Source organism: Pyxidicoccus fallax (genome assembly GCF_012933655.1).
Classification (GTDB): Bacteria; Myxococcota; Myxococcia; order Myxococcales; family Myxococcaceae; genus Myxococcus; species Myxococcus fallax.
The window spans coordinates 1-4749 of sequence record NZ_JABBJJ010000560.1; the positions used below are offsets into that span (position 1 = coordinate 1).

At 70.1% G+C, this 4749-nt stretch carries 5 protein-coding genes; 3 read left to right on the forward strand and 2 right to left on the reverse strand.

What is annotated here, in order from left to right; all coding sequences use genetic code 11:
* Positions 1-1557, forward strand: a 1557-nt coding sequence (locus HG543_RS51505; protein WP_246357907.1) for an ArnT family glycosyltransferase, incomplete at its 5' end; no start/stop codon positions are given.
* Between the two features lie 97 nt (positions 1558-1654).
* On the opposite strand, the gene HG543_RS51510 is transcribed toward HG543_RS51505, so the two are convergent.
* Together HG543_RS51510 and ruvX are read right to left on the reverse strand one after the other, a co-directional pair.
* Entirely contained in the window at positions 1655-1945 is a 291-nt protein-coding gene (locus HG543_RS51510; protein ID WP_169352336.1) for a hypothetical protein, read from the reverse strand.
* An 87-nt stretch (positions 1946-2032) separates the two neighbouring features.
* Entirely contained in the window at positions 2033-2488 is a 456-nt protein-coding gene (ruvX, locus tag HG543_RS51515; RefSeq protein ID WP_169352337.1) for a Holliday junction resolvase RuvX, read from the reverse strand.
* Positions 2489-2692: 204 nt separating this feature from the next.
* Between ruvX and HG543_RS51520 the strand changes: the two genes are divergently transcribed.
* Positions 2693-4153 carry a hypothetical protein gene (locus HG543_RS51520; RefSeq protein ID WP_169352338.1) on the forward strand — a complete coding sequence of 487 codons (1461 nt, stop codon included), beginning with the start codon at positions 2693-2695 and terminating at the stop codon, positions 4151-4153.
* 6 nt (positions 4154-4159) lie between these two features.
* Positions 4160-4681, forward strand: a complete 522-nt coding sequence (locus HG543_RS51525; RefSeq protein WP_169352339.1) for a tetratricopeptide repeat protein — start codon at positions 4160-4162, stop codon at positions 4679-4681.
* The last annotated feature ends 68 nt before the right edge of the window (positions 4682-4749 follow it).

The following is a 4749-nucleotide window of genomic DNA, read 5'->3' on the forward strand; positions in this document are numbered from 1 at the left end:
GCTCCGCCGTCCCCCGTGCCTGGCCTCACGGCGGTGCCCGCTCCCACGCCCGAGCCGAGTACCCGGCTGCTCATCGGGCTGCTGCTGGTGGCCGCCCTGGTGCCGCGCCTGTGGGTGTTCGCCGTCAACGAGAACCTCTACGGCGACGCGGTGGTGCGCACGGAATTGGCGGAGCGCTGGCTGCGCGCGCCGCATGTCATCACCGCGTACGGAGACGGCGCCTACCAGTTCGGCCCGCTGCACATGTACCTGGTGGGCGCGGCGCTGACGGTGATGGACCGCGAGGTGGCGGGCCGCGCGGTGAGCCTGCTGTTCGGCGTGCTGTCGGTGGTGCCGCTGTTCGCGCTGACACGGCGGCTGTTCGGCTGGCGCGCGGGCGTGGCGGCCGGACTGGCCTTCGCCGCGTGGGGCATGCACATGCAGTTCGCCACCACCGCGGGCAGCGAGGCGGTGTCACTCTTCTTCATGCTGGCCACCTTCGCGCTGTACGCGGAAGGGGTGGACGAGAACCGCTTCGCGCCCCTGTTCCAGGCGGCGGTGATGCTCAACCTCGCCTGCGCGCTGCGCTACGACGCGTGGATGTACATCCCGCTGCTCACGCTGGCGCTGGTCTTCAGCAGCGAGGACAAGGTGGCGTCGCTGACGCGGGCGGTGGGCTTCGGGCTGATGTGCCTGCCGTTCCCCCTGCTGTGGATGCAGGGCAACGAGCTGATGCATGGGGACCCGTTCTTCCCGGTGAAGGTGGTGGAGGACTTCCACCGTGACTGGGTGAAGTCGTCGGCGGGCGGCGGCGCGGCCATCGGCTGGCGCCTGCAGCAGCTCGGGTTCTGGCCCGGCATCGCGCTGCTGACGCTGTCTCCCGGCGTGGCCGTGCTGGGCATGGTGGGCATGGTGAAGGCGTGGCGCACGCGGCCGGACACGCGCTGGCTGGTGGTGATGGCCGTGGTGCCCGCGGCGTACTTCACCTTCCGCGCGGCGGTGCTGCTGACCTTCGTGCCGCTGGGGCGCTTCACGGTGAATCAGATCGCGCTGGTGCCCATCTTCGTGGCGCTGGGCTTCACCGCGCTGGTGGGCACGCGGAGCGAGGGCGTGCGCAAGGCGCTGGCCGGCGTGACGGCGGTGCTCGCGCTGGCCGTGCCGGTGGCCCTGGGCCTCTACACCTTCCGCGCCGAGGGCCGCTTCCAGGACTCGCTGCGCCCGGTGAGCCCCACCTCCACCAACCCGGTGGCGGTGATGAAGGTGGCGGACTTCGTGAAGGAGCAGGTGGCGAGCAAGGGCGGCGCCGTCGCCATCGACGACGACCCGAGCTACATGGACCTGCAGATTGCCTTCTTCTCCGGGCTGCCCGAGGAGCGGATGGCGCGCGTGCGCTGGGACACCTTCCGCAAACGCCTGCAGGAGGCCCAGCCGGAGGTGCTGGTGCGCTTCGACCAGGGCTCGCTGGCGAAGGACCCCGGCGTGAAGCTGGAGGGCCGCACGCTGGTGCTCGACGGCGTCACCTACGAGGAACTGGAGGGCTTCTCGGCGCCGATGCACGTGTACCGTCGCCGGCCGTAGCGCTCGCGCGAAGAGGCACTGAAGCACGGCGGCCCACTCCGGACTTCCGGGGCGGGCCGTGGTGTTGATGGGGACTGGCGGCTTCGGTGCTTCAGCGCTACGGGTTGGACTCGCAATAGGACTCGTTGAAGTCGGTGAAGTAGCCGGTGAGGGCACCCCACCTGCCCGGGTTGCTCCAGCCGCACTCGCAGAGCCATCCACCGACCACGTTGATCTTCTCCGGCTCGCTGTAGAAGACCCTCTCGAATGCCATGTTGTTGCAGGACGGCAGCTCGTCCTTGCGCGACTCGAGGCTGGACTGCTCCTCCACGTCGGCTTCGATGCCACCGCACCCGGCCAGCAGCCCCGCGGAGAGCAGCACGCTTCCGATGAAACGCTTCACCTGCATGGGTTTCTCCTGGTGTGATTTCCACGGCTTTAAAGCCTGTCCAGGATAGCGCGTTTCTATTCGAGGTTCTCGCGAGGGGGCTCCGGCTCAGGACTCCGGGTCGTAGTCATCCATGTCGAAGTCGGAGTCCGGCGGGCGGTGCGCGTCCAGCCATCCCTGGAGGATGAACTGCGCGGCCACCTGGTCGATGACTTCGCGGCGGCGCGCACGGCTCACGTCGGCCTCGAGCAGGGTGCGGGTGGCGGCGACGGTGGACAGCCGCTCGTCCCAGAGTTCGACGGGGAGCCCCAGCGAGGAGCCCAGCGTCTCCGCGAACTTGCGGGAGGCCTCGGCGCGAGGGCCCTCACTGCCGTCCATGTTCAGCGGCAGGCCCAGCACGACACGGCTCACGTCGTGCTCTCGCACGATGGCGGCGAGCGCCGCGAGGTCCGCCTTGAGAGACGTACGCCGCACCGTGGTGACGCCCTGGGCGGTCAGTCCCAGTCCGTCCGAGACGGCCACTCCGATGGTCTTGGTGCCCAGGTCCAGGCCCATGGTCCGCATGGCGGCGGGACTCTAGCCCCAATCCTCCGACGTGGACCGCTCCGTCCGCGGTTGGGGACGTGTCCGGGCCGGGTGGACGGCCCAACCCGTGGATTTTCCTGGGGATGGGAGGGGGAGGCCGGCGGCATCGGCGCTGCAGAACGGACGGTCCGTCCGAAGGACGACAGCGCGGCCGCCACTCCAACCCGCCGCGCGGGAGGGCTCATGCTCGACTTCCTCAAAGGTGCCGCCAACCTGCTGGCCGGCCCCATGTCCACCGCGGTGGACTTCGCCGGCAATGCGCTGGGGCTGCCACCGCTCATCACCAACTCGCTCAAGGCCGCGGCGGGCGCGGCGACGGGCAACGTCATGATGGCGGCCAGCGGCGCCATGGGCGTGGCGCAGGAGCTGTCCAAGAACCCGCCCGCGAAGACGGAGTACCGCCCGTCGTCCTCGGGAAGCGAGGCCAAGGTGGGCGAGGGCTATGCGTCGTCCTCCAAGCCCATCCTCTCCCCGGGCACCAGCCCGCTGGACCCGAAGATGTTGGACTACGCGGACGCGCTGAAGGTGCTGGAGGCGAACTTCGCTCAGCTGGACCTGCTGGACGGGAAGAAGAAGGGCTCGCTGTCGAAGAAGGACCTGGAGCGCATCGCCAAGGACACGAGCCTGTCGCCGCAGCTGCGCGACGCGGCCCGGTTCCTCGTGGACAACAAGGCGCTGTTCGAGCGGCTCGACAACCAGGGGCCCCTCGGCGGCGTTGGCCTCGGACTGTTTGGCGCGCTGTACAACTTCGACACGTTCAGCCTGAAGGACCTTCGCTCGGAGCTGAGCAGGGTGGAGGGGGAGTTCGCCCGGTATGGTCGGCCAGCGCGTCCGGGGACGCCGTCTCCGAGCACGGGGACACCGCCGGGCACCGGGACACCGCCCGGGTGTGAGACGCCCGCGCCCGCCGCACCCACCGCGCCCACCGCGCCCGTGTCCGGTGGTTCGACGAGCCCGCTGGACCCGAACTTCCGCGAGTACCGCGAGGCGCTCTCGGTGCTGAACCAGAACTGGGACACCTTCGATGCGGCGGTGGGGACGCGGGACAACGTGCTGTCGCGCGACAACCTGGAGGCCATCCTGGCCAACCCGGCGGCCTCGTCGACGCTGAAGAAGGCCGCGCAGTTCTTCAAGGACCACCCCGAGTACTACGACCGGCTGGAGATGGCGAACGGCGTGGGCGGCCGGGATGGAATCGTGGGGCGCGCGGACGTGACGGCGGCGCTGCGCAACGCGGACTCGGTGCTGGGCTCGTCGGGGTCTCAGCCGTCCCCGGTCTCCGGGAGCGGCAGCCGTCCGGTGGGCAGCGGCGGCGCGAGCGTGCGGAGCATCATCGACAACCCGAACATGAGCATCGACGAGAAGATCCAGGCCATCCTCGGCGCCATCTCCGAGGAGACGGACGCGGAGATTCTCGACGTGATGAACGAGATGGCCAGCACGCGCGACCAGCAGGCCACCCTGGGCACCAGCGAGGCGGACCGCAAGAAGGCGGCGAAGCTGGAGTCGGGAATGGAGGCGCTGAACATGCGCCTTCAGCGGCTGGTGGAGAAGCGCAAGGCCATGTTCGACCTGATGAGCAACATGTCCTCGAAGTTCCACGAGATGGCGAAGACGGCCATCTCCAACCTGCGGAGCGCGTGAGCCGACATGGGACGCGTCATCAAGCACGAAGGAGTGGCGGCCATGCAGATGCAGAGCGGAGCGGTGCGGCGGTTGAAGGCGTTCGCGCGGGGCGAGTCGACGTGGGCGGAGGTGGAGGGGATGACCTTCGAGGAGGCGAAGGCCATTGCCCAGGTGGGGTGTGACCTGGCGGCGGCCGGCCGGCTGGAGGAGGCGCGCATCCTGTTCGAGGGGCTGGTGGAGGGGAACCCGAAGGACTCGGCGGCGCGGGCGGCGCTGGGCACCGTGTACCAGAAGCTCGGGCGGCTGGAGGAGGCGCTGGCCGAGTACAGCGCCGCGCTGGCGCGCGAGCCCTCCAACCCGGTGGCGCTGGCAAACCGCGGGGAGCTGTACCTGCGCCGGGGAGAGCGGCAGGGCTTCACCGACCTGGCCAACGCCGTGGAGGCGGACCCGCATGGCGAGACGGCGGCGGGGCGCAGGGCGCGGGCGCTGGTGAAGGCCATTGCCCTGGTGGCGGTGGAGAAGCTGAAGGAGGACGCGCAGCCGTAGGCGCCGCGCGGTGAAGGGGTCGTGCCGCCGGGACGACGGGGAGCGGACCGGGGGCGGCTGTCGGCGGG